This window comes from Halorubrum vacuolatum (assembly GCF_900188065.1).
GTDB classification, from domain to species: domain Archaea; phylum Halobacteriota; class Halobacteria; order Halobacteriales; family Haloferacaceae; genus Halorubrum; species Halorubrum vacuolatum.
Genome location: NZ_FZNQ01000021.1, coordinates 1 through 26,736, shown reverse-complemented (window position 1 = coordinate 26,736; position 26,736 = coordinate 1). Strand labels below are relative to the sequence as shown.

The following is a 26,736-nucleotide window of genomic DNA, read 5'->3' as shown; positions in this document are numbered from 1 at the left end:
ATAATCGATGGCGTGTCACTTCCGGATTTCAGGGAACGATGTTCTCTCTCGCAACCATCTCGGTCACGGCGACGACGGATGCTGGTGGCACACCGACTGGAGGATCGTGAATCTCGCAGCAGCTCCGGCGAAGAGGTCGTCCCGGGGTGACCGCGAGTCCGATCAGTCCAGACGGTCGAGCGATCCGTAGAGTTCCTCGTTCTGAATGTGGGTACAGAACTGTGCGCAGAGCCGACAGCAGTCCGTGGCATCGGTGAACGTCCGGATACTGGCGTCCCAGCGCGCGTGGACGGCGCCAAGCATCGCACTTCGAACCGATGGTTCGGTCGCGATCATATAGGTGTAGACGGCGAGATACCACTTCCTGAGCGGGACCGACGAGTGTTCGAAGACCGTAACGGTCTTGTCGTTGAACGTGCGTCCGCAATCCTTACACAGATACCGTTGAAACACCCGATAGCTGCCGTACCGAATCACCGATTCGGTACGGCAGCGTGGGCAATAGACGCCGTCACGCCAGCGAATCTGTGCCAGCAGATTCGCGGCCCGACGCTCCGAGACGAACGTCTTGAGTGGAATCATACTTCGTCGGGTGGCGCGGCCGCGCCACCCTTGCCCGCTGTGACTTCCAGTTACTGCTCTAACTCACCAACAATCCGCTACAGAAGAGCGTACTCCTTTTATTGCCCGGAAGCATCTTCCCGAGTGGATTCCTTCCCGCCTCGATATCGAACCGGATTCCACTCGTGTTCTTCGCTGGATTGTTCGTTCTCGCTATCGGGAACATCTTCATTGGGATAGCGGCCTGGCGGACTGAGGCGCTACCGGTTTCGATTGCGGTTTTTCTCGCCGGCGCAATGCCGGGCGGTGTCGTCGTCGGTGGTGCTCTCACAGTCGTCACCGGCCAACCCATCGCGTTAGCCTCTGGAGTGATGATTCCATTCGGACTCGCAGTGGCTACAGTCAACGGGTACGTCTGGTGAAAGTCTCTCAGAATATGAGTTTGGCCTCACAGAGAACCCGTAGAATACTGCTCACCGGGCTTGCAGGAGGTCTCAGTTTGAATCTTGTTATGATTCTCACCTTTCGTGTCGTGGGATTTGGTTGGAACGGCGGTGGTATTCTCCTTGATCCATCCAGAGTTCGAAGCTAATCGCCGTCTGGACTGAACTAGAACCGCTACCGAAGGTGTATGCCGATCCACTACCGATTATCCTGGGACTTTTCCTCTTCGGGTTTATCCATGCAATCGTCTATCAGTCTGTCGCCCAGGCCTGGCCCGCTGGCGTTATTCCGAGAGTCTTCACCGAGCACGCGAACAGACCAGATGAGTTCGTGGATTCGGCTATGGGCGTCACTCGATTAGCTTGTTCACTTCCGATTCGAAGGCGCGAATCTCGCCTGGCTGTCGTTCCCTATAGCGGTCTGCTCGGGCCCTGCTCTTCCGGACGTATTCCTCATAGGTGTCTCGATCTTCCAGCGTGTTCAGATGCTCCTCCCAGGCGTCGACTGACTCGTAATCGTCTACTAGGATTGCGGCATCTCCGCATGCTTCCGGGATACCCCCAACATTGCTGGCGACGACCGGTATGCCGTTGTGCATTGCCTCAATTACGACTCGCCCGAAGGACTCATCCCACTGTGATGGGACCAGCAAAACTTTCGTCCGTCTATAGATGTCCCGAATGTCGCCATCTATGACGAATTCGATATTGGGGACGGGGCTCAGGTCCGGTTCCTCGGGGGAAGGAACGTATTCGCTTACGGTCTGACTGTAGATATCGTAGATATCCCTGTCGAACGTCAGGTCCTCGTTCCGCTGGTGGAACCAACCCATCTTCGCGAGAAACTGTTCATCGTCCGACTGTTGTGCCAATCGTTTGAATAGTTCCCCTCCTTTGTAGTTGATCGGATTTATCAGGGTGTATGTTTCCCGTGCCAGGTCCGGCACCGTGTAGTATTCGAAGTCGATGGGTTGATACACCGTTTGAACCGAACAGTCGTACACGTCCGTTGCTCGCTCCCGATAATCGTCTGAAACAGCAATCGCGCGAGTGGGGCCTGCATCCGAGGCGATACCCGATTTGAGATTCAGATCGAAGTCACTCATCACACAGAGGAGCGAGTGGATTCCGTGGCGATTTGCTGCCCAAAGAGCGATGTCACCCCACCCCGATTGTGTCAACACGACGTCGAGGTCCTCGGTTCTGCAGAACCGGTCGATCGAGGTGATAGGACACTTGTCGTCCAAGCGTTTCACTGAACAGCCTACCCTCGTTCCGTCACTCTCTTCACCGTACGTGAGGACATCGACTTCATAGCCGTTGTCGGCAAGATGTGAAAGCCACCTAGTCAATGTCCGTTCTGCACCGCCGCTTTCCTCGAAAGGGTCCACGGCTGTAATGAGTGCAACTCGCATCTCTGATAGGTGTCTCACGTATCCTGTCTCGAAATAATAAAACTGGCGTGTGTAACTCTATTTAACATCTGTCCGGGGCCTTGTGCACGAAATGTCCACTCATTATTTAGGTGGGAAGAACACCGGCCTCCGCTGCCTACCCTTAAATTATGGATGGTTATTTATGACTCGCTTACTAGTAGCGTACTGTGACTGAGGGCGAAAAAAGTTCGACTGAAACCCTACACGAGGATATTCGTGAGCTAATATATAATAATAGCGATAGTATCGGGATGCGGTATTCGACTGTCGATGTCGAAGGGAGCACACTGCTCGTTGACTTGAATGATCCCGGCATCTCGCGAGATATCTGGATTCACGGGACCAGAGAACCGATAACTACGAGAGCATACCAGAATCAACTCGAAGACGTATCGAATGAGGTCGAAAACGTCAATGTAGTCGATATTGGCTCGAACATCGGGTATTACGCGTTCCAACCCATAGCCAAGTTGGAGGATGACGTGAATGTAATTGCAATTGAACCGGATAGAGCGAACTTTGCTCTCTTGAAGTCTAGTGTACTGCTGAACGGGTACGAACAACAGGTTCTGCCAATCCTCGGTGCTGTGGGTGACTCCGAGGAGGAACGACCGATGTACGTGAGCAACCATTCAAACCTCCACTCGTTCAAAGAGACGCACAAAAACAGGGAGAAAACCGTCGATACGAAGAACATGGTCGTTCACCCACTCGAGGACTACCTCGACGAATCGGGATTCGACGCGACGGACATCAACGTCGTACGGATGGACGTCGAGGGATACGAATACGAAGTTCTGCGAGGCGCGAAAGATATCTTCAATCTCGACCAACCGTTCCTTATCCAGCTAGAAATCCATCCTGGATTCCTCGAGGAGGAGCAAACGAGATTCATCATCGATTTCCTGAAGGAGAACGGGTTCGAGATCGTGTCTTCAGCACAGAAAGACGAACCGTTGCACTTGGACTCGCTCGATCAGATAGCAGACCACTACTTTAGCGAACTCGTGTTACGAAGGTAGACGGCCACTTTCTGTGGCAGTGAAGACCGGTTCGACGTCGTCGAGACCGAGCGTATCACCGATGGCGGGGCGACATGGCTACATCGCTCGGCACGAACTGAGGAGCCCTCTCGATTGTAGCGGCCTTCTCGATAGGCGCTTCGATACTCGCAGACGTCGAACCGGACATCAGAGGGATGAGACTACGTGGGGACTAGATAGTGCCGAGGAATCCGGTCCACACATCCGTCACAGCGGGCCTGGTGAATCACTCGGGACTTGTTCAAGATGGATCCACTGTAGGATCTCCGCGGTCCCCCCATTCTGAGAGGATGTTATCTAGCGATTGGTTCGTCAGCGGATTGTCCCATAACATTCCGAAGACCCAGGGAGGAACGGTGATTATGTCTGCACCGATTCGTGCAGATTTCACGATATGTCTAGTGTCCCGGACACTTGCGACGATAATCTCGGTGTCATAACCGTACTGATCCAGAATTTCCCTGGTGTTTCGCACTAGCTCGTACCCGTCATGGCCGCTGTCGTTGACAGTACCCCACCAAGTAGAGACGTACGATGCGCCATTCTTCGCTGCTACGAGCGCCTGGACCGGTGAAAACAGACACGTTGCATTAGTCTTGATTCCCTCATCACTCAACCTATCGATAGCCTTGATCCCCTCCTGAGTGACTGGAATCTTGACTGCAATGTTGTCGCTCCAGGTGTCGTACTTTCGCCCCTGTTCTACCATCCCGTCTTCGTCTGTTGCCACGACCTGTGCGTTGATCGGTCCCTGTACGAATTCATCAAGATCTGTCACTATATCCCGGTACGACCGGTCCGTTTCTGCAACTAACGCCGGGTTCGTCGTGACGCCGTCGATGAACCCCCATTCGTGTGCTTCGCGGATTGCCTCTACGTCCGCTGTGTCAGCGAAGATTTGCATGGGTGGATTCATTTCCGTCACGTACATAAGTCCACCGCCGGTCGGCGTTCTCGTATCGCGTTTGGGACGCCATTGTCGGCTGTAAATCAGAATTCGTACGTTGTGCACTTCTGGACCCCGCGTCCGTCGGCGCCGGCGACGAAGGTTACGTACTCCGGGAAGACATCGTCCGCTCGTCCTTCGAGACGTCCCGCTGTGGCGAGAGCCACCGGTGCGCCAGCGACACGTGACCCTCGCACGTACTCACGTGAGCGTCTGCGTACCCTGCTGAACCCACCCTTTCGCTGGTACTCTCCGTCCAGTCGCTCACACGTCCGGAATCTCTCCGTGAAGACGGTGAGAACTCCCCGTCGCTGCCGTCGAGGGGCGCGTCGCACGGTCGATTCGTCAGCGGATGTCACTGGGACGGCCTACCGGTGTCCACGGCCATGGTCCATCAGTGCGACCACCGGTAGTTCGTCTTCGGCCTGCCGTTCTCCCACAGCCGAGGTCGTAGGGCCAACAGAACTCACGAAACTCGACGACCGATAGGACATCGCACCTCCTGGCGAGGAGGACCGCCGGGGTATCTTCGGTGGCGAGGTCGGGGGTGTCGAAGTATCTTCGGTGGCGAGGTCGGGGGTGTCGAACAGACCGTCCGGAGCAACGATGTAGTGAATCCCGGTGGTACTTGTCACCGGATGACTGTAGGAACGAGTCGTCTCACTCCAGATAGCCAAGTTGCCGCAGTCGGTCTTCTGTCCTCTCTTTGTCCTCTACTGTCATCTCCGTAGTGTCTGTTTTTCTTTCTGCTTCCAGGCGTCCATCCCGAATAGTTGACCAGTGTGGCCACCAGAGCTCGAGCAGGTCCTCCAGGTGTACTGGTGAGTCGATGTCGACATCTCTGCCATAAAAGAGAACTGGTACTTCGACCACCTCCGTACAATCGACGGTGTGATTCCAGTGGTCGGGGCGACCGTCGTGATGGCCGAACACCTCACCATGGTCGGCCGTCGAGACCACGAACGTGTCCTCCAACCAGCCCCGGTCTTCCAGAAATGCCATCTGGTCAGTGAAACGTTCTCGTGCCCTCCGACAGCCTCGCTCGTAGTCGTCGAAGAAGTCGACTTCTCCCTCTTGCATCAGGTTCGTGTATTCGTGCGCGGAGTCCCACTGTGCATCGGTCCCGATGTTGTAATCCCGCGTGTCGTGTTCTCTGCTCCGACACCGATGTTCAGGGACGCATCTCCGGTGAGTTCGCGCTCGGCCAATATACGATTCCACGAAGTGCCGTAGGGAACATGCGTCGCGAGGTCGCGTTCGATGTAGATGAACGGCGGTTCTATATCGGTCAACTTCTTGATTGGTGGTCCGTCGAGCAACCGGACGATCGGATCCTGAGGATGGTCGAAATAGGCGATAGAGTACTCCGGGAGTACTCGTGGTAAGTCGAAGATCGTCGGCGTCTGCACGGGAGACTCGTAAAATCCAGTGACGCCATGCTCATCAGGAGTCACGCCCGTATAGATAGTGGGTATGCTTTCCGGCGAGCAGTTTCCGTGAGCTATCCCTTTCGCGAAGGTGCCTTCTAGCCCACTGAAAAACTCCCTTCCGTAGTCGTAGCGGAGCGAATCATTAATCTTGATGTATAGGTTGGGTGGGTTCGGCCCAGTAGCCTCCATATCGCCATTTCGTATCCGGATAGTATAAAATCCAATTTACACACCATGCTAGTAGTTTCGAGCGCTATCAGGACAGCGTGATCGGATGGTTCTGGGCAGAATGTCCGCTATTTCTCGGCGACCTTCAGTATCGACGGTCGACCGGGCCAGCAATGCGATTCGTTCCATCCTGGAAAGAGACGTGTCAGTTCCAGTGTAGCTGGATAGGCTGTATCCGGTTACTCGAATGAAGGATCGGGGGTGGTCCCTGGGCGCTCATGAATATCGACGTAATAGGAGATACCGTCACGAAGAGTGTCATCTAGGTCATATTCTGGCTCCCAGCCCACTGATGTGAGTTTCGAGATGTTCGGAACACGTCGCTCTCCGTCTTCGTATCCTTCTCCGTAAAACTCGGTCCCCGAGATCTCTACCGTTTCTGGGAGGCTGCCGTCCGGGCTCAGGTCCTGATAGACTGCGCGCATCCGATTGGCTAATTCCGCAATAGTCACTTCATTCGAGGGGTTCCCGACGTTCACGATCTCGCGATTGAACTCGTGATAGTTCTCGATAATGGCTTCGAGGCCATTGACGGCATCTAGGATGTGGGTAAAAGCCCGGCGATTCTGTCCCCCGTCAATGAGGTGCATTGGATGGTTATAAAGAAGAGAAGACATGAACGACGCAAACACCCGCGGAGTCCCTTCGCCTGGATCTTCGACGATATAGTCCATCTGTGGGCCGATAACGTTGAATGGCCTTACGATTGTCCAATCGAGGTCGTTCTCTAGACCATGAGCATGAACCATCCGTTCTAGAAGTTGCTTGGCCGTGGCGTAAATCCAGCGATGCTTATCGACGGGACCCATTACGAGATCCGAGGTATCTTCATCGAACTCGACATCTTCCCCTGTTCGTGCCCCAACCTTTCCGTAGACTTCACACGTAGAGAACTGAATCAGGCGAGTGTCAGTTTCGGCGCACACTTCGACGATCTCGAGGTTCGTGTCGTAGTTCAGGTGAACGACATCGACCGGGATGTCGACGTACTGCTGGGGATTTGCATACGCGATTAGATCGATCACGATGTCGGCCTCTTCTATCAATCCCCTGGAGTACTCTTTGGCCGCTGCGTCTCGGATGTCCAGTTCGTGGAACGTCGTCCGTTCGTTCTCTCTCAACCCCTCCACCTTCTCTAAATCTATATCAATTATCTCTACATCGTGTTTCTTGACCAATCGACGACAGAGGTGGGATCCAATGAATCCTCCGCCCCCAAACACCACAACCTGTGACATGTACGGTCACGTACACGTTAAACCTTTAAAAATTTATGGGGGGATAAGCACTTCCATCCGGAATGTGATAAGCACTTCCATCCGGAATGTGATTTGGTCTCGGCTTGTTCTCCCCGTTGAGTGAGAGATTCGATCAGAAGCCGTCGCGTCGCTGGCGGAAGCGACGCGACAGTTCAGGTTCTTTAGAAGATGGTGCGATAGTTGAGCTGTGCACACCCTAACCACCGCACCGTTTGAACGTATCGAGCCGTCTCCTGATGAAGTTCCGGTTCTCGAGTTCTCACACCCACGGTGTCCTGAGTGTAGCAGAACCGACCTCTGGAAGAACGGGAGATACACGCGGCACCCGCACGGGCGTGAGTGGTCTGCGCAAAGTATGGATACTCACAGAACCTATAGTGTCCATGAGTGGACGTCGACGGGTCGAGGTGGTGGAACATCTCTCTGAAGAGGAACTTGATGAGGCACAGAAGGCGGACGAGGCCCCGCTCGTCCGCCGTCTCTGTTTTGTGAAGAATCTCTACGCAGGTGATGTGTTGCAGGAAGCCGCCAGTCGCGTCGGTGTTTCTCAAGCCAACAGTAGTCGGTGGGCGCACGCTTGGAATGATGGCGGTGTCGATGGGTTACGACCGAGTTTCGGGGGCGGTCGCCCCCCGAAACTCTCGGACGAACAGTTCTCCGACCTGTGTGAGATCCTTGAGGAGGGTCAGCCGTGGACACCACGAGCAATCCACGCACTCATCCACGACCGCTACGGTGTTACCTACGATCCGGCTCATTTGAGCCGGAAGCTACGCGCTAGCGGGATGCATTATGCCAAGCCACGGCCGATGGATCCACGCAGTCCAGATGATGCTGAGGAGATCCTCGCCGAGCGCCTCTCTCAGGCGCTCGGCGAAGATGACGACGAAAGTGACGAGGATGACCCGGTGATCCTCGGATTTTTTCGATGAATCGTGGCCGCAGCCGTTCGAGAACTCCCAACGGATGTGGTCGTACGACCGCACCGTCCAGATAGAGAAGCCGTTAGTAGCAGTGCCGTGGCGGTCAATTGGCTTCTACGCGTTGACTGGCCAGAGCGTGATCACGTTCACAGAACGGTTGGTCAAAGAGACGATCGTTGAGGCGCTCGAAGAGATCCGCGAGCAGAATCCGGCCCCGCGGATTCTGCTCGTGGCAGACAACTACGGGTCACACCACGCGAAGCTCACGCAGCAACGGGCCGACGAACTCGGCATCGAGTTCGTCTTCATCCCACCGTATTCACCGACACTGAACGCAATTGAACCGCTGTGGAAAGATCTCAAGCGAGAGACCTCACCAGAGATCTTCGAGGACAAAACTCACTTCCGCGAGTTTCTCACGCAGAGATTCCTCCGGTTGAGTCAGCGACTGAGCTTCGCAGCTGCTTGGATCGAGACGTTCCTCCCGGATATTCAGAAGTTACGCTGATCACTCTAGCTCCGTGCGGGTGCAGCGCTATCAGTGTCCGAACTGCCCCGGCTCGTTCTCACCGAGTCTCCCGGAAATCGACGATGGTCACCGCTATCCACGACCAGTCCGTCGCCTCGGACGCGTCGTGAACGTGTTCACCGACGCGTCCCTCGAAGCCATCCAAGACATCATCACCATTCACTACGGGACGCGTCCATCGGATCAACGAATCCATGACTGGATCACCGACGCCACAGGGGAGATCGTCGGATGCGCTCGTCGAGAATTTCCTCTGGATTCTCCGGTCGATGTGGACGCTTCGGACGGGGTTTTGCGTAGGACAAGCCCAACTCACGAAGGAACTTCCCGAGATAGTCCGGATGATATTCGACATCGAACTCCTCTTTGAGGAGATGCTGAATCTCCTGTGATTTCCACGGTTGGCCGTCCCGAAGCATCTCCACCAGCTCTTGTTGTTCGTCTTCGTCGAGTTTCGGGGGCCGCCGCCCCCGAAACTCGGCATTAATCCCTCAAGTCCACCCTCGTTCCAGGCTTCTACCCAGCGTCTCCCGGTCGCTGCCGACCGGCCTTCACGGTCGGCAGCTTCTGCGATCGTATCACCGTAGTAAAGGTTTTTCAGAAAGCTGAGCCGCTCTTTTCGGCGATCGTCTTCAGCTTCGCGGAGGAGTTCATCGATTCTCTCTTCTGGAAGATGATACGTGACTTCTTTTCGACGATCCCCACTCATTACGTTGTGGTTGAGCATGACCGACAAAGGTTTTCTCGGTCATTAGTGTTCCGGAGCGTTCGGTACTCTGACTCGGAGAAGCTCCGGGGAGCGCTCGTCTGGAGTGAGTTCAAGCAGGTGTTTGCGGCTCCGTCCTATGAGGGAGCAGTTCGGCGGTTTGAGGCAGTGCTCGACAAGGTCGAGCAGCTGCCGACAGAGGTGCGTGGATACGTCGAGGAGGTACAGCAGAACTTTGATCGGTTCGCGTTGCATCTCCGGGACGAGTGGGTGCCGAGTACCACGAACAACCTCGAGCGGTACTACGGGCACACGAAACCGACGCAAATCGAGCGTCGGTTTCGATCAAAGGAGCGCGCGCGGTCGTTTCTGCACACGCAGATGCGCGTTCGGACGCTGAAGAACGGGCTGGTGTCGCGGAACTGGTCGCTTTCGGTGGGTCGTGAGTTGTTTCCGAAGTTGGAGAGCGAGCAAATGAAATCGCTGTTCACGGAACCGAAGCGTCGGTACCTGTGGTGGCGTGATCTGGAGGCTGGTTAGGGGAAGAGAAAGGCCGCGCTGGCCGCTCCTGCGGAGCGGCAGCGCTGGCTGTGGCAGAATATATCTATGCAGTCGAAGTGGAATACAAGACAAACCAGATTGCTTTTGAATTGTTGAAGACACGTTAGCTGCTGAAGACCAGTTTCATTACGAAAGTGTGACAGTGATCTCCCTGCCTCGCCCAAAATCACACTTGAGTTGGAAGGGCCGGGGGATATATCATTGCGTATACTTTATCGTATAATTATTCGAATATAATGGTCCGGGTCGGCGGGCGTCGTCGATACTATCCGTTCTCGAGATGCGGGAGTACTAAGCCAGATTGAACGCCCTGGGGTTCGACGTCCTGACTCGTACAGGGGACCAGATGAACGTCGTAGATCGACCACGGCCGTTACGATAGCCCGTTCGAAGTTCGGGCCGCTTCCAATCTATACACTACGAGCCCTTGGAGGAATCCGATCAGGAAGGAACAGGTTTTCAGGATTCGGAACAGGAGTTTGCGCGTAGAGACTGTCTGGTCTATGATGAAAGACCGCATCTGCTTTAGTGTCGAAGACGTGAAAGACCAGGGGGAATACCTCCCGTACATCTCTGGATAGTACCATTTTATGTGGACTGCTCCCCGGCCGTATCGATTGTATCTCTTGAGGTTCCCGACGAGACCGGTCGGGTACCGGTGATAGACTTTGACCTGTTCTGCGAAGCAGAATCTGTATCCCGCATTTTCTACACGGTTACGCAGGACCAGGTCCTCTCCTGCATCTGCGTACAGATGGTCGGTGTCGTACCCCCCGATTCCAGAATAGGCGTCTCGGTGGAATATGAGATTTCGGCTATCCGCCTGCCTGTCCTTGAACCGGGAGAAATCCTCGTTGGCTTCGATGACGGTGTAGCGGCTCCGCTCTTCTTGATAGTCGTAGAAGTACGCTCCTTGCAGGACATCGGGATACTTGTTGGTACGGAGTGCATCGTAGATCGCACCGATCCAGTCATCAGCGACGATACAGTCGGAATCGACTACCGCGATATAGGCTCCAGAAGCACGGCGGAATCCTACGTCGCGGTTGTGGCTTGCAGCTTGATTATCAGTTGTGATGACCTTCAGCTCCGGCCAGTCTACAGTCTCCAGGGTCTCGATCGTCGTCTCGTCGTTCTTGCTGCAGCACACTAGACACTCGAATTCGAGGGAAACACCGTCCCGAGTACGAAAATTACTGACAGACGTTCGTATTGATTGAATCAGATCAACTGTCATTGCTGGTCTCTCGTACGTCGCAATGACCACGGAGAGCGGAAATCTGCCATCGAAGGCACGAGACATAGACGATTTGTTATACGTATAGCTTTTAAATGTTCCGAGGGGTGGGTTGTCGAACATTACCAAGCGACCCAGCACCGATATGGTTGGTGTGCATCGTGGTAGCCGTCGACTGGTTCAAGACACGTTTCGGTAATATAGAATGTGCATGGTTGGTACGTTTTGATAACGACGATGTCTGGCGTCGTATCCCCAGACGACCGTCAAGATTGCCCATTTCGCTGTGACTAGGACGCGCAGGGGGTAGCGCCTCTCACTGGTGGTGGCGTCACAATCGCCGTACCACACGGAGTCGTGGCCGTTGATGTAAACTGCGTTCTGGTCTCTGGCCACTTGCACCGTTGTCATCATCGCGGTCGGCGTGACTTCGAGGGCGTCTACCAGATTGGGGCCGCGACGTGACACTGCCAGTTAACTATATGAAAGGGGGTGGGATAGAAAGCTTCTCAGGATAAGCGACAGGGCTAGTGAGATGCCATGTCCACACAAGCCCTGTCATCGATAGATACGGTTGAGGACGTCTTCAATGTCTTGGAGACGGAGATCACAGCATTGGCCGAGTATCTTGATCCGTCGTTTTTCGAAGAGTTCGACGTTTTCGCCCCCGATAGCGCGGCCTGCTCTCCCTAACATTCCGGATCGATTCAACCGATATACGGACGCCCTTTCGAGATGACTCTGATGGGACGTGGAATCACGATCCAACAGCTGACGAGAAGTACTTCGGCTACGGCTGTACGTTGGTCACAACTGCTCACAACATCCCGGTCGCAGCGGCGTTCACAGACCAAAAGCAAGTCGATGAAGAGACGGCGATGCGCGTCACGCGTGACGCGCTCGCCGTCAAGAAGCCGATCTGGATGATTGGTGATTCAGCGTTCGATATCCTGAACTGACACGACCTTCTGCTCTCGCAGAACGTCGTGCCGGTGGCTCCATACAACCCACGCAACACGAACGATCCACTCGATATCGAGTACAGGGTCGAATCACGAATCGAAGAACACTTCGAGAATATCGGTGTGTGGCAGACACAACTGGACGAGACCTATGCACTGAGGTCGCAAGTAGAAAACGCAATCAACGTCTGCATGGAGGGCGGTCTCGGGCACGTTCCTGCCCGAGACCGCGAGATGGCGAAGGCACACGTGTTTTTATCGCTGTGCCTTCGACTCGTCGTGGCGATTACGAATTATGAACGAGGAGGTGATCCGAGCAGTCCGAACTTGGCACTATGAGATTGATTCTATCCCACCCCCATATGAAATGTAATTTCCAACATTATTTCAGTGACATACCGCGGCTGTGCTGCCAACTCGCCCAGCAGGGCGTCTGCAAGCGCCCTGCACCGCTGGGTCGTTCTCAGGGGTTCCGCCACTGAGGCGCTCGATTTCGGGCACTGACACTCGGTCGGTGAGCGCTGTATCCGCTACCTGACCTCGACCCGTTGAGTTGCCACCGAATTTATATACTCAGCATACGACAACAGGAAGGAATGACAGAGACACGTCAGCTACCGATGAGCGAGTCTCCGGATGCCGAGATCGAGATCGGGATAACGGGTGGCTACGGCATCAGTAGAAGTATCGATATAGAGGAACAGATTGTGGTCGAAACACCCTACGGCGAACCCTCTCATCCCGTCGTTGTGGGAGAACTGGGGTCCAAAAATGTTGCATTTATATCACGACATGGGGAGGGGCGGTACATACCTGCACATTCGATTAATTATCGAGCGAACCTGTTTGCGTTCCACCGACTGGGGGTGAATCGAATAATCAGTGCCACCGCAAACGGAGCAATCAACGAGTCGCTCTCGTTCGGTGACATAGCAGTCCCAGCGGACTACATCGACGATACGACCAACCGAAATGACACCTTCTTTGACGAGGCCCCGTCTCGGCATTTTAGTTCTCACGTCCCCTTCTGCCCAGACATATCAAACACGTTAACTGAACGGGCGGAGAAAAACGGTTTCGAGTGCCACGATGATGTCGTTCTCGTGATAGTAGAGGGGCCCAGGTTCGCAACGGTCGCTGAAGCGGAGATGTTCGCAGCGCACGGTGGAGATATCATGGGGATGTCGACATATCCGGAAGTTACGCTGGCACGAGAACTGGAGATGTGTTACGCCAACTTCGCTCTAATCACGGATCCACGGGAAGATCAAACCAAATACGATAGACCGACGACGAGTGTTACGGCAGTCGATAAGACACTAGATGAACGAGCCAGGGACTGTACACAAATCATCATCGACACCATCGAAGCGATGTCGACGAGTCGCTGTTCAAATTGTCGTGGACATGCAGAGATAGCTAAAAGCGATGAACACGAGGAGTGGGAATACAGGAACCTGTGACCGGTCGGGACTCGCGAAGACGACGGGCCGGCCGAGATCAGTAAGTTCCAGAGCAACGTCGGGGGTGCAAGAATTTTTTACGCCTAGACACTCATGCCGTGTATGGAAATCGCTGCCTATTTTGAGGACTTTACGAAACGCGACTGGCAATCGGATCCGGAAGGTACATTGGACGTAGCAGTGGTTGGATTGGGAAACTGGGCCCTAAATCATGCGCTTCCAGCCATCTCCGAAGCGGCCCACTGTGAACTCACTACAGTCGTCACGAGCAACGAGCACGCGGGCCAGGAGGTCGCTAGGGAATATGGAATCGATCACGTCCTGAACTACGAGGAGTATTCGGACGGCGTTGCGAACAGCGTATACGATTCTGTATATGTCGTAACACCAAATGGAACCCATCTCGAATATGTACAGACAGCAGCCCGGAATCAGAAAGCCGTACTCTGTGAAAAACCTCTGGAAGCGACGACATCCCGGGCCGAGGAACTTGTTGGCGTCTGTGACCGCCATGACGTTCCTCTGATGGTCGCCTATCGGATGCAGGTTGATCCGGCGGTACGTCGAGCTCGGGAACTCATTCGGGATGGGCTGATCGGTGATCCGGTTCACGTTTACGGGAACAACTCAGTTCAATTGCTCGAGGACTTTCCGGATGCTGATCAGTGGCGGTTGAACCCGGACCTGGTAGGGTATGGAGTCTCGGTCTCTGACATCGGTATTTATCCGGTGAATACGACTCGATTTTTACTGGAACGGGACCCCCGGTTCGTGCAGGCCTCCGCAGTTTCGCCTACGGACGTGTTTCAGGATGTACCCGACGAACGCTGTTCTTTTTTGGTCGAATTCGAGGACGGTATCCAGTCGGCGTTTACTTCTAGCCAGAACGCCTATTCGGAGAGCCATTTGACGGTCGTCGGTACCAAAGGAACGGTCGAACTGTCCCCAGCCTTCCATCTGGAGACTGAACTGACGATACAGCGAGGTGGTACAGAAACGTCGACGAGCTTCGAATGGATCAACGAGATGGTCGAGGAGTTCGAGTATTTTGCTGACCACGTACTTTCAGGTCGGAGTATCGGCCCCGACGGAAGGCATGGGCTGGTCGACATGTACACCCTCGAAGCTATCTACGATTCGATCGAGCAGGGTCGGAGGGTCGAAATCTAGGCCGTCCCAGCAGCAGTCGCGTTCGAGGAACGACGCCAAAACTCCGTAACGACGTAGGCGTCATAGTCGAGCGCTCTTCCCAAATATCAAAGAAGTGGTGTCTCTACTGCTGTATGCCCGTCTACGGAACGTTGCCCCCTCGAGGTGCTTCCGTCGCTCTACAAGATGAGATCAGCATTTCTTTCGGCCTGGCGTCAATTATCTCAACCGTGAGATTAACGACCTAGCGGAGCCACAACTGCGAACATCCGTGGTCTCTCTGTTGTTCTACTCGGATATCGAAGATGGGTACGACGATCCGGATCGGATCGGTCGGTTCTGTGGTCTCGCGCAGGTACTCTCCGATGAGGAAACTCTTGTAATCGGTGGGGGTGACTCGATCGGACCCAGTCTGCTCTCTACACAGACAGCGGGGAGACATGCCGTAGACTTCTACGAGAGAGTGGGAACCGATATCGAAGTATTTGGCAACCACGAGTTCGACTTTGGTCTCGAACCGTTGAAAGAGGTGATCCGGGCCTCACCGCAAACGTGGGTCACGGCCAACCTTCACGAGGCAGGGACGGAACATCGTTTTGCGGCAGACATCGGTGTCGAATCATCTGTCACCTATCATGTCGGGGACACCAAAATCGGTATCTTCGGTGTTACTCACGGCTCGATAGGGGACATTGCGCCAAATGCAGACGGTCTCACCACTTCCGGTCCCGTTGCGACCGCCTGCCGTATCAGCAAACAACTCCGCAATGATGGCGTCGACGTGGTCGTCGGTGTTGCTCACACCGACCGAACAGACGAAATCGTTTCCGAGGCGGACATCGACGTTCTGTTGGCCGGTCACGTCAACGAACGGCTCGAACGCCGCGTCGACGGCACACTCATTGTACGAACCATTGGGTCAGCGAAAGAGATTGTCGAAATTTCGATAGATGGGTCCCGTTTTTCTGTCACCCACCATCCAGTCCAGGCCGCTCCTGTCGACGAGCAAGCCGTCGCGTCACTCCGTTCATACGAGGACGAGCGGAAGATGGACGCGTCTATCGACTGCACAGATGCACCTATCGATATCGAAAATCGGATGTTCGACTCCGTCGTTGCGGAGGCACTCCGCCACGAATCTGGAGCAGATATCGGACTGATTAACAGGGATGCCGTGCGCGACGAACCCCAGTTACACAGTCGTATGACCAGTGGGGAGATCTTGAGAGCAATTCCGTTCCCCCAACCTGCCGTCGTGGTAGAGGTGTCCGGTAGAGAACTCCTCGAGGTAGTGGATAACTCGATGTCCTCCGGAGACGAGAGCGAGAACATCGCCTATTCCGGTCTGACGATCGATGAGACCAGCGAGGGGTCTACTGTTCACATCGACGATGACCCCGTCGAGGAGGACGGGACGTATACGATTGCAACACTCGCGTTCGTTATCGAATCGAACAGGACCTTTGGTCCGGTGGACGAGAATCATCTCGTCGAGACCATTGGGCCCCAGCATGAGTGTATCGTGAACTATCTCACTGGCGGTAGCTAGGTGCTCCCGCAGCGAGGGTTCTGCGCATACCGAGAATGCCGTTCCAGGTGCTGGGTCCAGTTCACCGGAGCGAGTTAAAACGACCTCGTGCCGTAATCCCCTTCAGGAGTTGCAAATTGATTTCGATCCGTCAGAGATGTCGAACGACGATATCGATCTCCTACAGCATATCGACGGGTTGTTGTCCTCCATCGACTCGGAGTTCGTGACCGTTGACGTAATCGCTTGCGGGTGAAGCGAGGAACGTGACTGCATCGGCGATCTCTTCTGATTCTCCGAATCGACCCAGCGGATTCCTCCCGGTAACTTCCTCCTCGAGGTCCGGTGGAAAATCCTCGGTCATCCGAGTTTTCGTGTGGCCGGGTGCTACTGCGTTGACTCGAATTCCAGCACGACCGAGTTCCAGTGCGAGGCTTTTCGTCAGGCCAAGCACGCTGAACTTGCCAACGTCGTATTGGGGGGTGCCGGCGACACCGTTCTTCGTATGAATAGATGTAGTATTTATTATCTTTCCGTAGTTCTGCTCTATCATCCCGTCCATCACGTGTTTGATGCAGTAGATAGATCCCCAGAGATCTGTTTCGATATTGAATCGCCAGAGGGCGTTCTCCCGTTCGTCAATAAATGGTTGTGCAGCACCGGCGCCTGCATTGTTCACTAATATGTCAATTGTGCCGAACTTGTTCTCGGCCTCTTCGACGATGGCTTTGACGGCGTTTTCGTCGGAGATGTCCGCCGGTGCCGCTACTGCTGTTCCCCCTTCGTTCCGTATTGTATCGACTGTCTCCTCGGCGGGCTCTTCATCCAGGTCGTTGACTACGACCTTGGCACCGTTTCTCGCGAGAGAACGAGCAATTGCTCGTCCGTTCCCGCGACCTGCACCTGTGACCAGGGCCACTCGGTCTTCTATATCTACTTTCACGACACCACACTGAATTCCATGGGTTAAAAAGGCTGCGTTGAATCGCTAGACGGCAGCAGAACAGGTCGCTAAATCAAAGGTATTGAAGCGGGAGACTTCAGTTGTTCATGACCCAAATCTCCCGCTTCATTGGGGAAGTTGTGCCGGTTGCTCAAAGAGTCACTGGTGATGGAGACGAATCCGCCGCCCCGGAAGGTGGCGGCGGATTCGCCGACTATGCCCTCGTTTCCCTTCATTGTCTGCGAATTTACCTCGATACATCCTATCGCATGACTATCGACCTGCTCAAAGAGATGCCACAAATAACTGGAGAGATCGGCCTCAAAGCGGCCGATCTCCCCGCACCATCCACGTTGTGTAAGGCATTCGACCGGATCAGCATGAGTGTCTGTCGAGTGCTGCTGCGCCAGTCGGCGCAGCTGCACGAACTCTCCGAACATGCTGCCATCGACGCTACGTTCTACGACCGCTCACCAGCCAGCCGCCACTACTGCCAGCGGATCAGCTACCGTGTTCAAAAGCTCAAAGTGACGAAATTAGTCGATACAGCGTCCCAAGCTGTCCTTGACGTGCACTGCTCAACCACCCGAGAAGTAAGCGACGCAGATCTCGCTGAGCAGATCGCCCGCCGAAATGCGGGCGATCTGCGGTCTCTCGCTGCGGACAAAGGCTACGACAAACAAGCACTCCGCGAATCCCTTCGTAACCTCGGGATTCGCCCGCTGATCAAACATCGCATCTTCGCTCCATATGACCATGCGCACAATGCTAGAATCGACACACAGCGCTACAATCAACGCTCGATGACCGAGACCGTGAACTCGGCTGTGAAGCGCTCGCTCGGCTTCGCCGTGCGAGCTCGTTCTTGGTTCCGTGAGTTCCGCGAAATCGCCTTGATGTGTGTCGTCTACAACATCAAACGCTTCGTCAAACAGTGAATCTCTACGCCTTATGCCGATTCAACACAGCCGTTAAAAATGTTCGACCGCTCTTGTGTAGCATATTGTTGATTTCAGAGAGTGGCTTTGACGGCGTGTTTGAGCGCTTTTCGTCCGGGTTTGCGGTAGAGTTCTCGTCTGAGTTGGAACGCTCGGAGATACTGTGTGAGGCGATCTTTTGAGATGCCTCGATGCGGCGAGAGCCACCGTCGCGCTAATGATCAAGGAAACTTCTGTAGATCGAGGAACTTCTGACACCAGTCTTTGGCAAAACTGATTCGCTGTGTCACTTGCTCGAAAACATCCTTGACGAGTTCGTGGAACTCGTCTTCGTCCTCGACGATGATCGGTGCCATCGTCCACTTGAGGTATTTCCAGACCTGTTCGATTGGGTTGAGATGCGGCGATCCTGACGGAAGGAAGATGAGACTGATGCCAAGTTGATGCGCACGCTTGCGCGTGTATTCACAGACGTGTGAGCCGTGCTTGTCCAAGACGAGCAGAATCCGCTTGCCGGGATTCTGCTCGCGGACCACCTCTAACACCTCACAAATCCGCTCTTTCTCCTCGGTTTTTTTCCAGCGAACTGTACTCTCCCCATTCAGTGCGTAGAATCCAACCGCCGAGTCCTCTGTCTTGACTAACGGCCGTTCCACGTGTGGATCGTCTACGTACCAGACACGGCGGGAATTGTCGTACGGTTGCGGTTGTGAGGCATCGAAAAACCCCAGAACAGTTCCGCCATCCGTACAGACATCGTCGTCAACAGTCCATCCTTCTTTGTCATCTCCTTTCTCTCTGTTGTGAGGGCCGCCATCCTCGTCGAGCGCGTCGCCGACGCGCTCGTCAAGAATTTCCTCAGGATTCTCCGGTCGATGTGGCCGCTTCGGACGGGGTTTTGCGTAGGACAAGCCCAGTTCACGGAGAAATTTCCCGAGGTAATCCGGATGATATTCGACATCGAACTCCTCTTTGAGGAGATGCTGAATCTCCTGTGATTTCCACGGTTGGCCGTCCCGAAGCATCTCCACCAGCTCTTGTTGTTCGTCTTCGTCGAGTTTCGGGGGCCGCCGCCCCCGAAACTCGGCATTAATCCCTCAAGTCCACCCTCGTTCCAGGCTTCTACCCAGCGTCTCCCGGTCGCTGCCGACCGGCCTTCACGGTCGGCAGCTTCTGCGATCGTATCACCGTAGTAAAGGTTTTTCAGAAAGCCGAGCCGCTCTTTTCGGCGATCGTCTTCAGCTTCGCGGAGGAGTTCATCGATTCTCTCTTCTGGAAGATGATACGTGATTTCTTTTCGACGATTTCCACTCATTACGTTGTGGTTGAGCGTGACCAACAAAGGTTTTCTCGGTCATTACAGCGACGCGTGGCTCTCGCAGGTGTTCACGTGGACCGTCTCGTCGGCGTACTCACCGTCTCCGTGAACGACGTATTCGCGGTCGAATGTTTTGTCTTCTGTAAGCGGATCGTACGCGCAAAATCCGTCCGTATAGACCGTGAGAGGCTCCTGCTGGCGGTCAGCCAGCAGGAGCCGGATCGTCGATTCGTCTGCGGATTTCGCCGGCACAACGTACCGTTGCTCGGTGCCACGATCCACGAGGACGAACACGGGCGGTTTGTCTTGATCATACGTTCCGCGCCCGCGTCGAGAGAGGCCGCGAGAGCGCGACCGCGTCGAGCAGCGAGTACACTTCGTCGGCGACGATTTCGTCAGCATTGATACTGCTGGCGTTCGTCACATCTTCTGACGGCCTGTTTGTCGAGTTGGAATCTACAGACACTGCAGGCCGTCACTACCAGTTCAAGCCGGTTTTAAATACTCAGAACGCGACAGGGGGATTATGCCATTTGACTTTACTAATAAAACCGTGGTTGTGACCGGTGCAGGCTCGGGCATTGGTCGCGAAACAGCTCTACGTTTCGCACGGGGCGGGGCAAATGTTACTGTTGCGGACATCGATATCGAAAACGCGAGAGAGACTGTCGACCGGATTGAATCAAGTGGGGGGACCGGTAGCGCAATAGAGACGGACGTCCGACGGGAAGAGTCCGTCGAAAACATGGTTCGCGAAACCAATAGGATGTATGGTACTATCGATATTGCTCATAACAATGCTGGAATAGAGGGGAACGGTGAGTCGATGACCGAGCAGGAGACAAAAGAGTGGGACAGAGTTATAGATACGAATCTGAAAGGTATCTGGCTCTGTATGAAGTACGAACTGGAACTCATGGCGGAAAACGACGGGGGAGCAATTGTCAACACGTCGTCGATTGCTGGGCTCACAGGTGCTGGCAATGCACCATACGTGGCCAGTAAACACGGTGTCATCGGTCTCACCCGCGTGGCAGCGACGAGATATGCTTCAGACGGGATTCGCGTCAATGCTATCTGTCCCGGCGCGACAGACACACCGCTGCAGCAAGCCAACACCACAACAGAGCAGCTCGAACGCTATCTCGATTCGGTCCCTCTCGGACGATTGGGGAAACCAGGTGAAATAGCAGATGTCGTCGCTTGGCTGTGTTCTGACGAAGCTTCCTTTGTCACTGGAGGGGTTTACCCGGTCGATGGGGGATTTACGGCAATTTAAGCCTCCGCGTCACTGGGGAGCCATGAATTGTTCGTAACTATGAGTGTATATCTCTATATGGTTGTCCCACGGGTCACGACAGAACGCAAATTGGTACGGCCGATCATCGAAAGGTCGTTCGATCGGTGAGTGTTGCATCCCACCGTTCTCTTCGATCGTATTTATCATCTCTTCGATGTCCGGGTCAATCACACAGAAGTGGTTGAGTCCCGGGCTTGTGAAATCCGTCTCCGTCATCCCGTCACTCGTCTCGAACTCGAAAAGTTCCAACCCAACCTGGTTCCCGGTTCCCAGATGGGCCATGGTCATCCGGTCGAACTCTCCGAATATATCGTGCTCGAATGTGGCATCGTCGCTGTCAATCGTGTACGGTTCGTTTAACAACTGAAATCCAAAAACCTCTTGATACCAGTTGATCGCTTTGGTGATGTCCGATACCGTGAGACCGACGTGTGTTATCGCTCGAGGGACGGACTTCGTTGGCATCGACATAACGTGAGTTCCACCTGTAATAAATCCGGGGTACTGAATTGAGAGTGACATATCGGATCGAAATTGTTCGACTCCAGGTGTTATTCCAGGCCGTTGTGATGTCGGAGAACCCCGCTCGGGGGTACGTTCGTGGCAGTGCGTGCGTTGATAAACTGCCGAGGTACACCCGTCGAGTCCATAGAATTCCAGTCTTGTCAACAAACTCGGCACAAATACACATTCATATAGCATAGTCCGACCGGAATGTTTACAATGTCTGATGGTAACCTGATTCGTATGTCGAGCGTTTTGTTCCTATACCTCGATACTGAATGGAAAACTGATACCGACTCGGGAACAGGCACATTCGACAACACTCTATATTTTGATATGTTGGATGCTGACGTTGGCGTTCCACTGACGGTAGAAAATACCCCCCTCCAGTTTGCCAAAGGAGACAAATTCAGCGACGGACTCGAAGACGAGTTCTATGGTGCCTATCCCCAGGTTAGTTCGATGTACCATGAGGCATTTTGTGTCAGTGATGAAGCGGAGTTCTCGTTCGATGCCAAGCTGTTTGATGGGGAGATAGTAGATATACGTGACTACGATGTATTAGTTATCTCACATCACTTCTTCTATAACTTCTATATTAAACATCTCCTCGAAACGTGCCCGGAATTGTCGATAATCGGTATAATGGAGGGTGGGTTCCAGGATGTAACGATGTACTCACCCAAACTTCAACTATGCCACCGTGAAGTACTCCGCTCTGTCGACGGGTATATCGTCTCGAATCGACAGTACAAACAGTACGCAGAGACGTTCAACGACAATGTGATATTTTTGCCGTTCCACGTCCCGGAAGGCCACTTTCAGGATGTCTCACCACGAACTAGCTCGGAGGATAAAGTGTGTCTAGGAATTACCTCCTGGAACATCGACCATTCAAATTTCTACACGAGTATATTGTTACTGGATGCACTTCGAGATGCCGGCTTTGGACTGGAGGGTGAGATCATCGGCGTTAAAGATCATCATCAACGGATGGTAGCGGACTACAATACCCTTGAACACGTGTCAACAGTGGGCTTCATCGAAGAGGGGTATTATGAATATCTCTCCTCGTTCGACCTCGCAATCCAACTCACTAACCGGGCAACTGCTGGCCGCGTGTCGGCTGAATTCGCCGGTGTCGGTGTGCCTGTTATTGGAAACAAATATGATTATCTCCAACAGCGCTGCTGGCCAGAACTAAGTATCGAACCATATGACATTCGTCGAGCGACGAAGCTTGCAAAGGAACTCCTGACTAACGACGACTTCTATCGCGAATCCGTGGCCAAAGCTCGAGATGAAATCTCGTCTCTTCAGGAATACGACGAAACGGCGGCAAAGCTCGAGTCGTTTCTGGCCAGTACCGTTGCGGCTGATTCGTGATTCGGTCTCCCTGGCCAGTACGACCGGCAGTCTGACTACCCGCACATGTTGTGGCAGACACGATGATCTCGCTCCCAGCCGGCCTCTTCTGTCAGTGACAGCCATCTGTGAACGAGTCGTACGTGTTTACCCCGAAGGCTCGACGGCAGGCACAGCCTGAGCGGGTGAAGTCATCTCGTTGTTTTCGACGACTCGCTTGAGTTCATCGTAGGAGTTGCGTCCCTGCTGGCGCCACGTCGCCAGCAGGGACAGCAACGTTTCGTGAACGAACATTCCGCGATCATTGCGGAGCGTACCGATGATTTTCCGGAGAACGACCGGTTCACGAAGTGCGTTCTCGGCGGCGTTGTTCGTTGGTGAGACCGCTGGCTCACCGACGAAGGTGAGCCCGTGGTCGATCCCGCCGTCGATCTTGCCGAGCAGTGTTGCCACTGGTCCGTCGGTGTCTGACCGTTCAACGAGCGTTTCGAGCCCTCTCTGGGCGACACGATGCATCTGGGCTCGTTCTCGATCCGTCGGGTCGGTCTCCAGCCAGGACTGGAGACCGACGAACATCTGCTTGAGATACCGGTAGATCGGCTCAGCCTCGTCGTGGTCCTCGTGGGGCTGACGAGCGAGCACTTCCCGGTAACGCCGGAACGCCCAGCCTTCTTCGAGGAGATGACCGACGCCCACCCACGGTTCGACACCGGCGACGAGCGACTCCGTGGCCGCTATCTCTTCGCGACGCTACTCGCGAACGTCGACGAACTCACGATCATCACACCAGAGACGGGCGACGACGAGTCCGCCGTCGTCCGGTCGCCGGTCCTCGACGAACTCCAGCGCGTGACTGGCATCGAACCCCAAGACGGGCTCGACGACCGCGTGGGCTCTCGCGAAGACCTCCAGCGGCACGTCGCTGCAACGGCCGACCGGCGTGCGGCAGTCAGCCGCGCCGGCGACCGAGGTGATCTCTCCCCCGAGCAGACCAATCGCACGGATCGGGGAATCCGCTGTGCGGCCAACAGGGGAACGGCTGGCCTCTCCGACCACGACGGCGTGTTGGATCCCGAGACCGTCGCGCAAGTCTATCCGCCGTCAGAGCGGGAACCCTACAGTGCGAGTCGCATCGAGCGATACGTCGAGTGTGGGTTCAAGTTCTACGCTGACGAAGTGCTCGGAATCGAGGATCCTGACGACGTCGAGGTCGTCCCTACGCCCCTCGAAACTGGATCGTACGTCCACGACGTGCTTGAACGGTTCTTCGCGGATCTACAGGACGAAACCGAAGACGGTGCCGATCTCACCGAGTTCGACCGAGACGACCTGGCGACGCACCTTCGCGAGATCGCCGTTGAGGAACTCCGGGATGCTGACTTCGAGTACGACGGCCTGTTCTACGAGCGGTGGAAGGCGGAGCTGTTCGCGGGCCTGTGTGACGGCGAGAGTGCTCCGTACGAGGCCGGGAGCAAACCTCACGACGCACCGGAACAGGGGTTGTTCGCTACCTTCCTCGACAACAAACTCTCGCGGGACGGCGCTGACCGACCACACTTGTTCGAGGCCCCGTTCGGTGAGGGGCTTCCCGACTCGGATGGTGGTCCGTTCACGGTGGAGCGACCGGACGGCTCGACTGTCTCGATTCGGGGATACATCGACCGCGTTGACGTGAGCCAGGGTGGCGAACAACCGACGCTTACGCTCTACGACTACAAGACTGGACGGGCACCGTATATTACGAAGACGACTGGCGGCACGAAGTTCCAGCTCCCCATCTATCTGCTTGCTACCGCCGAGGTCGTCGACGGTGATCTGTTCGAGGAGGGCTCGCTCTCGGCGACGTACTATCAGGTACGACCGCCCAACGATCTCAAGGTTCCACGCGGTGTCGAGTCGAAGTTCGATTCCGAGGTTGAACTCCGTCGCTTCCTGAACGATGTCGTTCCGGAGTGGTTGGGCCAAATCGACGAGGCGATCGCCAACGGACGGTTCCATACGACGCTCCTGTCCGCTCGTGGTGCCAACTGCCGATACTGTGACTACAGTCGGGCGTGCGATGTCCGTCACCACCGCAAGCGGGAGTTCGTCGACAAGGTTCACGAGGACGACACCGCGTACGTTCCGCTCCGTGTTCGTGACGACGAGGACATCGAGGCGGTGATGAGCGATGACTGATGCCTCCGAGGAGATACAACTCACGGAGGAACAGGAGGATGCGCTCGTTCAGGGCCGGAATGTCGCGATCACTGCCGGCGCCGGGACGGGGAAGACGACGACGCTTACCGAACGGTACGTGACGATACTGGCCGACAATCCGTCGCTCACCCCGGAAAATATCGTCACGATCACCTTCACGCGAAAGGCCGCTGCCGAACTGACCGAGCGCGTTCGGGAGGAGGTGTACGACCGTCTCGAGGCTGTTGACTCACCAGAGGCCTACCACCGCTGGCGAAACGTCCTCGATGACCTGGAAGACGGCTACGTCCATACGATTCACGCCTTCTGTACCCGGCTCTTGCGAGAACGAGCCGTCGAGGCTCCGGTCCCGCTCGGCTTCGACGTACTCGACGAAGACGGCGCCGCGACACTCCAACGCGAAGTCGTGACGGAGTTCCTCGAACGAAACCAGGACGATGACGATGTTGCGCTCCTCGGACAGCTCTGGGGTCGCGACCAGTTGGTCGATGTACTCGCTGGACTACTCGACGAACGGCCCCAGAGCGAGGCCGTCCTTGAGGAGTGGCGTGAGGCCGAGGTCGACGACTACGTGGATATCTGCTGGGAGGTCGTTTGTGGCGTCAATACCGGGAATGTCTGACTTAGGTTTTTGTTACTGAAGTAATATATGAACGGTATGCACGACATGGTCGGGGTGAACTGCGACTGCGCAAAGGGAACGGATCGCTCGGAGAATGACCAAAACGGATGCTCAGAGATCCTTGTCCCGGACGACGATGACGATCCAATGGAATCAATATCGAGCACACGTAGTGGAGAGGAAAACAAACAGGAAGCAAGTTGCTGTACCGACTGTGGTACTGAACTCGAGTGGAAGCTCCGTCTCAGCGGCATGACCGTACAGGTCTGTCCGAACTGTTAGTATGCAGAACGTAATTTTTCTCGTCAGAACTTGGATCGACTTGGACCCTGAGCCCCCATGAAGGATCTCATTGAGTCGGCGATGATGAAGGCCGCCGAAATTGAAAACTCCAAGTCTGTTTCCAACGACATATTCGGACCGCCGAAGTTTCTCTACGTGGGATGTGGAGCGCGTGGAATTGACCGCGTTAAATCGAGACTAAACCTGCATAAAGACGCTCCTCATACAGAATCACAGAACACTCAACCAGTAACGGTCTCAGAAGAACGTGCTCTTGAGACGCTGGTAACAACCGTCGCGGTTCACTCCGATGAGACCCCTCAGTCGGAGGAATCAGATCAGATTGACATCTGGGTTGATGATCCTGAGAAACTCGCTGATGTGGGAATTGACATCGACTGTTGTTTTATTACAGGAGATCTTGGTGACGACTCAATATCTGCTGATATTCTAACGGCCAGTGCTGCTGTCGAAGACAGTCTAACGATTGCATTTCTCACGATGTCCAGCGATCACAGAAAACAAATTGACTCCCGGTTTCACGAATCACTCGGGACGACGGTAGTAATTGGGGATAGTTTATCGGAGCTCGGTACTATCGAATCATTATCTGGTCCGGGGCATCGGTCAGACGGCACTGTCTAGTTAGCTAGCACCTCAGCGGGTGTTCGCTGATCTAGTGCTTGATGTGGTCGCTGTCGGTTGTAGTAATGTACGAATTGTAAACACCAGCGGCGCGCGCTCGACCGACTGCCGACCCATGAGTTATGGAAGCGGTCGATCCTCATTTTGAGTGTCTGAAACCACTTTTCGATCAGGTTTCGGTCGGTATAATCACGCCGACCGCTGAGTCCTAATCGA

The 26,736-nt window shown here is 54.8% G+C and carries 23 protein-coding genes and 9 pseudogenes; 16 read left to right on the top strand and 16 right to left on the bottom strand.

The annotated features are described in order from the left end of the window. Window positions 1-162 precede the first annotated feature (162 nt). Window positions 163-582: a DUF7509 family protein gene (locus tag CHB65_RS18085; protein ID WP_089385706.1), complete on the bottom strand. Its 420-nt coding sequence runs from the start codon at window positions 580-582 to the stop codon at window positions 163-165. A gap of 164 nt (window positions 583-746) precedes the next feature. On the opposite strand from CHB65_RS18085, the gene CHB65_RS14180 reads away from it, so the two are divergent. Next, window positions 747-983, top strand: coding sequence for a hypothetical protein (locus CHB65_RS14180; RefSeq protein WP_089385705.1), 237 nt, complete (start codon window positions 747-749; stop codon window positions 981-983). A gap of 371 nt (window positions 984-1,354) precedes the next feature. Here the strand turns inward: CHB65_RS14180 and CHB65_RS14175 are convergent, their stop codons facing one another. Continuing rightward, on the bottom strand, window positions 1,355-2,395 hold the full coding sequence (locus CHB65_RS14175; RefSeq protein WP_179213676.1) for a glycosyltransferase family 4 protein: 1,041 nt from the start codon (window positions 2,393-2,395) through the stop codon (window positions 1,355-1,357). Between the two features lie 212 nt (window positions 2,396-2,607). On the opposite strand from CHB65_RS14175, the gene CHB65_RS14170 reads away from it, so the two are divergent. Beyond that, window positions 2,608-3,462 (top strand): FkbM family methyltransferase, encoded by an 855-nt coding sequence (locus CHB65_RS14170; protein ID WP_089385703.1) that lies wholly within the window; start codon window positions 2,608-2,610, stop codon window positions 3,460-3,462. 262 nt (window positions 3,463-3,724) lie between these two features. Here the strand turns inward: CHB65_RS14170 and CHB65_RS14165 are convergent, their stop codons facing one another. The 4 genes from CHB65_RS14165 to CHB65_RS14150 all read right to left on the bottom strand — a co-directional run bounded on the left by CHB65_RS14165 (window position 3,725) and on the right by CHB65_RS14150 (window position 7,325). Further along, complete coding sequence (locus CHB65_RS14165; protein WP_089385702.1) at window positions 3,725-4,387, bottom strand: transaldolase family protein; 663 nt, start codon at window positions 4,385-4,387, stop codon at window positions 3,725-3,727. Window positions 4,388-5,089: 702 nt separating this feature from the next. Further along, on the bottom strand, window positions 5,090-5,509 hold the full coding sequence (locus tag CHB65_RS14160) for an alkaline phosphatase family protein (RefSeq protein ID WP_089385701.1): 420 nt from the start codon (window positions 5,507-5,509) through the stop codon (window positions 5,090-5,092). Next, on the bottom strand, window positions 5,509-6,048 hold the full coding sequence (locus tag CHB65_RS14155; RefSeq protein ID WP_089385700.1) for a hypothetical protein: 540 nt from the start codon (window positions 6,046-6,048) through the stop codon (window positions 5,509-5,511). Before CHB65_RS14155 ends, CHB65_RS14160 begins: the two co-directional genes overlap by 1 nt. A gap of 218 nt (window positions 6,049-6,266) precedes the next feature. Then, window positions 6,267-7,325 (bottom strand): bifunctional UDP-4-keto-pentose/UDP-xylose synthase, encoded by a 1,059-nt coding sequence (locus CHB65_RS14150; protein WP_089385699.1) that lies wholly within the window; start codon window positions 7,323-7,325, stop codon window positions 6,267-6,269. 404 nt (window positions 7,326-7,729) lie between these two features. Between CHB65_RS14150 and CHB65_RS14145 the strand changes: the two are divergent. Then, window positions 7,730-8,777, top strand: a pseudogene (locus tag CHB65_RS14145) (IS630 family transposase). Between the two features lie 58 nt (window positions 8,778-8,835). Here CHB65_RS14145 and CHB65_RS17925 read toward each other — a convergent pair. Together CHB65_RS17925 and CHB65_RS14140 are read right to left on the bottom strand one after the other, a co-directional pair. Beyond that, window positions 8,836-8,961, bottom strand: a complete 126-nt coding sequence (locus tag CHB65_RS17925) for a hypothetical protein (protein WP_281251572.1) — start codon at window positions 8,959-8,961, stop codon at window positions 8,836-8,838. A 67-nt stretch (window positions 8,962-9,028) separates the two neighbouring features. Further along, window positions 9,029-9,507: pseudogene (locus CHB65_RS14140) on the bottom strand (IS630 family transposase); the annotation flags it as partial. A gap of 45 nt (window positions 9,508-9,552) precedes the next feature. Between CHB65_RS14140 and CHB65_RS14135 the strand changes: the two are divergent. Further along, window positions 9,553-10,044, top strand: a complete 492-nt coding sequence (locus CHB65_RS14135; RefSeq protein ID WP_089385698.1) for a hypothetical protein — start codon at window positions 9,553-9,555, stop codon at window positions 10,042-10,044. Window positions 10,045-10,438: 394 nt separating this feature from the next. Here the strand turns inward: CHB65_RS14135 and CHB65_RS14130 are convergent, their stop codons facing one another. Next, entirely contained in the window at window positions 10,439-11,368 is a 930-nt protein-coding gene (locus tag CHB65_RS14130; RefSeq protein WP_179213675.1) for a glycosyltransferase, read from the bottom strand. Window positions 11,369-11,842: 474 nt separating this feature from the next. Between CHB65_RS14130 and CHB65_RS17820 the strand changes: the two genes are divergently transcribed. From CHB65_RS17820 to CHB65_RS14110, 5 genes and pseudogenes are all read left to right on the top strand, one after another. Continuing rightward, window positions 11,843-11,995: a hypothetical protein gene (locus CHB65_RS17820; protein WP_245809992.1), complete on the top strand. Its 153-nt coding sequence runs from the start codon at window positions 11,843-11,845 to the stop codon at window positions 11,993-11,995. Then, a pseudogene (locus tag CHB65_RS14125) lies at window positions 11,977-12,603 on the top strand (transposase); the annotation flags it as partial. The gene CHB65_RS17820 and the pseudogene CHB65_RS14125, both read left to right, overlap by 19 nt. 257 nt (window positions 12,604-12,860) lie before the next feature. Further along, window positions 12,861-13,727, top strand: a complete 867-nt coding sequence (locus CHB65_RS14120; RefSeq protein WP_089385696.1) for an MTAP family purine nucleoside phosphorylase — start codon at window positions 12,861-12,863, stop codon at window positions 13,725-13,727. A gap of 102 nt (window positions 13,728-13,829) precedes the next feature. Then, window positions 13,830-14,897 (top strand): D-xylose 1-dehydrogenase Gfo6, encoded by a 1,068-nt coding sequence (gene gfo6 / locus CHB65_RS14115; protein WP_089385695.1) that lies wholly within the window; start codon window positions 13,830-13,832, stop codon window positions 14,895-14,897. A gap of 262 nt (window positions 14,898-15,159) precedes the next feature. Then, window positions 15,160-16,425 (top strand): 5'-nucleotidase C-terminal domain-containing protein, encoded by a 1,266-nt coding sequence (locus CHB65_RS14110; protein ID WP_143420435.1) that lies wholly within the window; start codon window positions 15,160-15,162, stop codon window positions 16,423-16,425. A 160-nt stretch (window positions 16,426-16,585) separates the two neighbouring features. Here CHB65_RS14110 and CHB65_RS14105 read toward each other — a convergent pair whose 3' ends face one another. Further along, window positions 16,586-17,347 (bottom strand): SDR family NAD(P)-dependent oxidoreductase, encoded by a 762-nt coding sequence (locus CHB65_RS14105; protein ID WP_089385693.1) that lies wholly within the window; start codon window positions 17,345-17,347, stop codon window positions 16,586-16,588. A 107-nt stretch (window positions 17,348-17,454) separates the two neighbouring features. Between CHB65_RS14105 and CHB65_RS14100 the strand changes: the two genes are divergently transcribed. Beyond that, entirely contained in the window at window positions 17,455-18,285 is an 831-nt protein-coding gene (locus CHB65_RS14100; RefSeq protein ID WP_089385692.1) for an IS5 family transposase, read from the top strand. Window positions 18,286-18,359: 74 nt separating this feature from the next. Here CHB65_RS14100 and CHB65_RS17020 read toward each other — a convergent pair. The 3 pseudogenes from CHB65_RS17020 to CHB65_RS14090 all read right to left on the bottom strand — a co-directional run. Beyond that, a pseudogene (locus CHB65_RS17020) lies at window positions 18,360-18,506 on the bottom strand (IS1595 family transposase); the annotation flags it as partial. Further along, window positions 18,507-19,600 (bottom strand): annotated as a pseudogene (locus tag CHB65_RS14095) (IS630 family transposase). A 45-nt stretch (window positions 19,601-19,645) separates the two neighbouring features. After that, window positions 19,646-19,957: pseudogene (locus tag CHB65_RS14090) on the bottom strand (transposase); the annotation flags it as partial. A gap of 172 nt (window positions 19,958-20,129) precedes the next feature. Here CHB65_RS14090 and CHB65_RS14085 point away from each other — a divergent pair. Beyond that, on the top strand, window positions 20,130-20,882 hold the full coding sequence (locus CHB65_RS14085) for an SDR family NAD(P)-dependent oxidoreductase (RefSeq protein ID WP_089385691.1): 753 nt from the start codon (window positions 20,130-20,132) through the stop codon (window positions 20,880-20,882). Between the two features lie 9 nt (window positions 20,883-20,891). Here the strand turns inward: CHB65_RS14085 and CHB65_RS14080 are convergent, their stop codons facing one another. Beyond that, window positions 20,892-21,368, bottom strand: coding sequence for a VOC family protein (locus CHB65_RS14080; protein WP_179213674.1), 477 nt, complete (start codon window positions 21,366-21,368; stop codon window positions 20,892-20,894). A gap of 282 nt (window positions 21,369-21,650) precedes the next feature. Here CHB65_RS14080 and CHB65_RS14075 point away from each other — a divergent pair, with 282 nt between their 5' ends. Then, window positions 21,651-22,793: a glycosyltransferase gene (locus CHB65_RS14075; protein ID WP_089385689.1), complete on the top strand. Its 1,143-nt coding sequence runs from the start codon at window positions 21,651-21,653 to the stop codon at window positions 22,791-22,793. Window positions 22,794-22,919: 126 nt separating this feature from the next. Here CHB65_RS14075 and CHB65_RS14070 read toward each other — a convergent pair. Then, window positions 22,920-23,384: pseudogene (locus CHB65_RS14070) on the bottom strand (IS66 family transposase); the annotation flags it as partial. Between CHB65_RS14070 and CHB65_RS14065 the strand changes: the two are divergent. The 4 genes and pseudogenes from CHB65_RS14065 to CHB65_RS17010 all read left to right on the top strand — a co-directional run. Further along, a pseudogene (locus CHB65_RS14065) lies at window positions 23,385-24,950 on the top strand (PD-(D/E)XK nuclease family protein); the annotation flags it as partial. It abuts the pseudogene before it with no gap. Next, window positions 24,943-25,587, top strand: a pseudogene (locus tag CHB65_RS14060) (UvrD-helicase domain-containing protein); the annotation flags it as partial. The pseudogenes CHB65_RS14065 and CHB65_RS14060, both read left to right, overlap by 8 nt. A gap of 42 nt (window positions 25,588-25,629) precedes the next feature. Then, window positions 25,630-25,875: a hypothetical protein gene (locus CHB65_RS17815; protein WP_143420434.1), complete on the top strand. Its 246-nt coding sequence runs from the start codon at window positions 25,630-25,632 to the stop codon at window positions 25,873-25,875. Window positions 25,876-25,932: 57 nt separating this feature from the next. After that, window positions 25,933-26,520: a hypothetical protein gene (locus CHB65_RS17010; protein ID WP_143420433.1), complete on the top strand. Its 588-nt coding sequence runs from the start codon at window positions 25,933-25,935 to the stop codon at window positions 26,518-26,520. On the opposite strand, the gene CHB65_RS14055 is transcribed toward CHB65_RS17010, so the two are convergent. Continuing rightward, window positions 26,517-26,736: integrase core domain-containing protein (locus CHB65_RS14055; RefSeq protein ID WP_143420432.1), on the bottom strand; the 220-nt coding region annotated here is incomplete at its 5' end. The genes CHB65_RS17010 and CHB65_RS14055 overlap by 4 nt on opposite strands.

Coding starts and splice junctions, on each gene's coding strand:
- CHB65_RS18085 (WP_089385706.1), bottom strand. CDS start 582: ATGATTCCACTCAAGACGTTCGTCTCGGAGCGTCGGGCCGCGAATCTG.
- CHB65_RS14165 (WP_089385702.1), bottom strand. CDS start 4,387: ATGCAAATCTTCGCTGACACAGCGGACGTAGAGGCAATCCGCGAAGCA.
- CHB65_RS14160 (WP_089385701.1), bottom strand. CDS start 5,509: ATGCAAGAGGGAGAAGTCGACTTCTTCGACGACTACGAGCGAGGCTGT.
- CHB65_RS14155 (WP_089385700.1), bottom strand. CDS start 6,048: ATGGAGGCTACTGGGCCGAACCCACCCAACCTATACATCAAGATTAAT.
- CHB65_RS14150 (WP_089385699.1), bottom strand. CDS start 7,325: ATGTCACAGGTTGTGGTGTTTGGGGGCGGAGGATTCATTGGATCCCAC.
- CHB65_RS14130 (WP_179213675.1), bottom strand. CDS start 11,368: ATGTCTCGTGCCTTCGATGGCAGATTTCCGCTCTCCGTGGTCATTGCG.
- CHB65_RS17820 (WP_245809992.1), top strand. CDS start 11,843: ATGTCCACACAAGCCCTGTCATCGATAGATACGGTTGAGGACGTCTTC.
- CHB65_RS14120 (WP_089385696.1), top strand. CDS start 12,861: ATGACAGAGACACGTCAGCTACCGATGAGCGAGTCTCCGGATGCCGAG.
- gfo6 (WP_089385695.1), top strand. CDS start 13,830: ATGGAAATCGCTGCCTATTTTGAGGACTTTACGAAACGCGACTGGCAA.
- CHB65_RS14100 (WP_089385692.1), top strand. CDS start 17,455: ATGACCCAAATCTCCCGCTTCATTGGGGAAGTTGTGCCGGTTGCTCAA.
- CHB65_RS14085 (WP_089385691.1), top strand. CDS start 20,130: ATGCCATTTGACTTTACTAATAAAACCGTGGTTGTGACCGGTGCAGGC.
- CHB65_RS14080 (WP_179213674.1), bottom strand. CDS start 21,368: ATGCCAACGAAGTCCGTCCCTCGAGCGATAACACACGTCGGTCTCACG.
- CHB65_RS14075 (WP_089385689.1), top strand. CDS start 21,651: ATGTCGAGCGTTTTGTTCCTATACCTCGATACTGAATGGAAAACTGAT.
- CHB65_RS17815 (WP_143420434.1), top strand. CDS start 25,630: ATGCACGACATGGTCGGGGTGAACTGCGACTGCGCAAAGGGAACGGAT.
- CHB65_RS17010 (WP_143420433.1), top strand. CDS start 25,933: ATGAAGGATCTCATTGAGTCGGCGATGATGAAGGCCGCCGAAATTGAA.